The organism is Candidatus Kapaibacterium thiocyanatum, from assembly GCA_001899175.1.
GTDB classification, from domain to species: Bacteria; Bacteroidota; Ignavibacteria; order Kapaibacteriales; family Kapaibacteriaceae; genus Kapaibacterium; species Kapaibacterium thiocyanatum.
This window is the reverse complement of sequence record MKVH01000006.1, coordinates 2,257-5,647: the sequence shown is the minus strand read 5'-3', so window position 1 is coordinate 5,647 and position 3,391 is coordinate 2,257. Positions and strand designations below refer to the sequence as shown.

Genomic DNA, 3,391 nt, shown 5'->3' with positions numbered 1-3,391 from the left:
TCTCGGCAAGGAATCGGACTACGAGACGGCACCGAAGTACGGTGTGGTGCATGCGGGCCTGTACCACGAGCGCCTCATGGACATGAGTGCACGGAAGTACAGCAAGACGCAGGGGGCCTTCACGAGTGTGGATGCGTTGTGGGGCATGGCTATCGAAACGTCACCCTACACTTACAGCCATCATGATCCGGTGAATTTCTTTGATCCGAGTGGGTACGCAGGTACGCCGATTGGTGGCGGTGGAACAGGTGGCAGTGGAGGTGTGACAGGTGGTGGGCAAGCAAAAGGCCCATGGCCGTTCAACTTCTTTATGCTGGATGCATACAGCAGTGACGAAAGTAAGGCCATCACATCTCAGGAAATGTTGAATAGGCTAGGCTGGAATGCGACGAAGGCGGTCCAGCAGCCACAGTACACGACGAAGAAAGCACTGTTGAAACAGACTGACGGTGGGAATAGTGATCCTCTAACAGAAAACATTGCCCAGACTGACAGAAATAGAAGAATTCCATTTCTTGCCGGGCCAACAATGTGGTTGTCAGGACAGCCGCTAGTTCCTAAAAGAGCACTCTCACTATTGCCCAAATCGCTCGGATTTCGAGGATTTGTAGTTGGTGATGCGATCCCACGAACCTCTGTGGCATCAATCCTGATGAGAAAAATAGGTCTCGGTGGTAAGGTCGGCAGGGCTATCCCATATATCGGTGCAACCATGACGGTACATGATCTGGCTAAAGACTACATTCAATTGCATACCGATGAACCGACCTTGCAAGAATACGACGCACGTATGGAGAGTAATCCTTACCGTGGGTTTGTAATTGAAGGATTTCATCTATTCAGAGTAGATTGGCACGAAGAAACACAGTTTGATCGGAACCAGAAGAAGAACCCGTATAGAGGGTTCGTTATTCCCGGTGGGTAAGCCCGCCCTAATTTCATGATCTACATTTGAATGAGGTTCAGAGTGCTTGGCAGAAAAAAGAAAGAGAGAACTGAAGACAATGCACTAAGTCTTGTTATCGACTTTGTCATTCTGTTTTGTAGTGCTGAATTCGGTACAGTGCCGAACCTGTCATTCCTATCAGAACACACGAGCCTTGAAGATGACCTCGGAATAACAGAAAGAGATGCTGAAAACTTCATCGAGGACTTTGTCTATGAGTTTGACCTTGATCCAGCCGATTTTCGACTTGGGTCCTATTTCGCAATTGAGCCAGATGAAGAGAAGGATTTTGCTACACCAGTGCGAAAATTTTTGTTCGGTAAACGTGAGCATATTCCAGTAGCAAAGAAAGACCGTCAAAAACTAACCCTCGGAATGCTAGCACAGGCTGTGGTCAAGGGGTCGCTCTCATGGTAGGGTAGTGTTCCAATATGTTGATAGGGCCATCGAGAAGATCAAGAATGGCTCGATAGCTGGATTTGCCCTCGCATTCAGTGTCGCGAAGTGATCGACTGTTACCCTTTGTGAAGGAGAAGCGAACTGTTCTTTGGCATACTACCGCGCCCCTTTTGAACCTCGTGTTCCAATATGTGGATGGATCTCGGCGGTCGACAACAAGGAGTTGGACTACGAGACGGCTCCGAAGTACGGCGTGGTGCATGCAGGCCTGTACCACGAGCGCCTCATGGACATGAGCGCCCGCAAGTACAGCAAGACGCAGGGGGCGTTCACGAGTGTGGATGTGCTGTGGGGCATGGCTATCGAAACGTCACCCTACATCTACAGTCACCATGATCCGGTGAATTTCTTCGATCCGAGCGGGTATGGTGAGATCACCAGTGGTGGAGGTGTAACGAGTGGTTCGACTGGGAACAGCGGTAATAGGACCCCAACATGGGCACGTAATTTCATCATGATCGATGGATACAGCAGTGATGAGAGCCGGTCTATGAAGGCCGAGACGCAGTTGCACCGGGATGTCAAAAGATCATTGTGGCCCGACCAGCCCTCACGTACTATTGCTAAGGCGGATGCCAAGGCATCGAGGAGGGCAGCACCACAGGCAATACCTGCGCATGCACCTCAATACGTTGCGTCCGATCCTGTACCTGTGGCTTCGCCTCTTGGTAAAGCATACGACTGGCTTACAGATGTTGCGCACGTGAATGATGTAGTTGGTCTCGTCGCCGATTCGCACATTGATGTTATGGCAAAAGACGCCGGAGCATGGGTTGCTGCGAGCGGGAAAGTCTACAAGAATGGATTCTTCGGAAACCAGCATTTCACAGCAGCGGCCGTGGCCGAACAGAAAGTGGTGTCGTTGAGTAGAGCCAATCTCCTTGGGAAGATTGGCAAGGGCACGCTGATAGCTAGCTATTTGTTTACAGGCTACAGCATCGCTTCAGAAGGATATAAGCCACACCATGGGGCCGATCTTGCTATCACAACAATTCTAGCCCTCACATCTACATTTCTCCCTGGTGTCGGACTAGTACTTGCTGCCGGCTACCTATTGGCCGACCTCATTACCATCTATGCAACAGGAGAATCGATTACGGAGAAACTTTTTGACAAGAAGTAGCACAGTGGCCCCACATCCTTATTCTTGCATCAGCGAATGACTTGCTCTCTGCAACAGCACACATGAGAGCACATTGCTGTTGCACGACTCCAGGATACATTAATTGTGAGAACAGAAGCGGGATATCGCGATGTATAAACTTTTCTTCTACTGCATTTACCGTACTTCGCAACTCAGACGAGGAGACGCGATCTTTGATGGTACTATCCTCACATTTATGTTAGTACTTGGCCATACCGCGATGCTCTTTTCTTTACTAGAGATAGTACTCTATCAGTTCTTTCAGCTTACCATTCGTAGCCGACCTATCGTAGATGGTCGTATTCTAGTTGGTGCCTGCGGAGTGTTAGGTTTCATACTCTTGTATAAATACTTTAGAAAGCAGGTGCAGAGTATTCTTGCAAAGTATGAGAAGAAGTATTCCACGATTAACCATTGGAAAGGCTTTGCTATCTGTGCGATAGTACTTTGTGTTAATACTGTAATAGCGGTATTCGCATTAATCCTATCTAGGAGCGTACTTGGCCTGGATAGGTAGGATAAAGGGGTCGTGTTCCAGTATGTGGATGAGGGTAGTGTTCCAATATGTGGTAGTGTTCCAATATGTGGTAGTGTTCCAATATGTGGATGACGCCACCGAACAGGCGAGAAATGGCTTGAACACTGGGTTGCACCCGTCTTCATTGCCATGAAATGACCGACCGTTTTCTTCGATGAAGGGGAAACCAACCGTTCTTTGGCATACTACCGCGCGACATCTGAACCTCGTGTTCCAATATGTGGGTGGATTTCTCGCGTCAACGGCGAGATCCTGACGGACGACCAGACGTACAACCGGGACGGCGCCCTGAACTATCGCTACC

3 protein-coding genes and 1 pseudogene are annotated in these 3,391 nt (G+C 49.2%); all 4 read left to right on the top strand.

Translation table 11 applies throughout. From position 1 onward, the window contains the following. Positions 1-925 (top strand): annotated as a pseudogene (locus BGO89_13695) (hypothetical protein). Positions 926-955: 30 nt separating this feature from the next. Next, complete coding sequence (locus tag BGO89_13690; GenBank protein OJX60561.1) at positions 956-1,363, top strand: hypothetical protein; 408 nt, start codon at positions 956-958, stop codon at positions 1,361-1,363. Positions 1,364-1,493: 130 nt separating this feature from the next. Next, entirely contained in the window at positions 1,494-2,528 is a 1,035-nt protein-coding gene (locus BGO89_13685) for a hypothetical protein (protein ID OJX60560.1), read from the top strand. Between the two features lie 130 nt (positions 2,529-2,658). After that, complete coding sequence (locus BGO89_13680; GenBank protein OJX60559.1) at positions 2,659-3,066, top strand: hypothetical protein; 408 nt, start codon at positions 2,659-2,661, stop codon at positions 3,064-3,066. Positions 3,067-3,391: the final 325 nt, after the last annotated feature.

Excerpts from the sequence above, each read along its gene's own strand:
- BGO89_13690 (OJX60561.1), top strand. The coding sequence starts at position 956 with ATGAGGTTCAGAGTGCTTGGCAGAAAAAAGAAAGAGAGAACTGAAGAC.
- BGO89_13680 (OJX60559.1), top strand. The coding sequence starts at position 2,659 with ATGTATAAACTTTTCTTCTACTGCATTTACCGTACTTCGCAACTCAGA.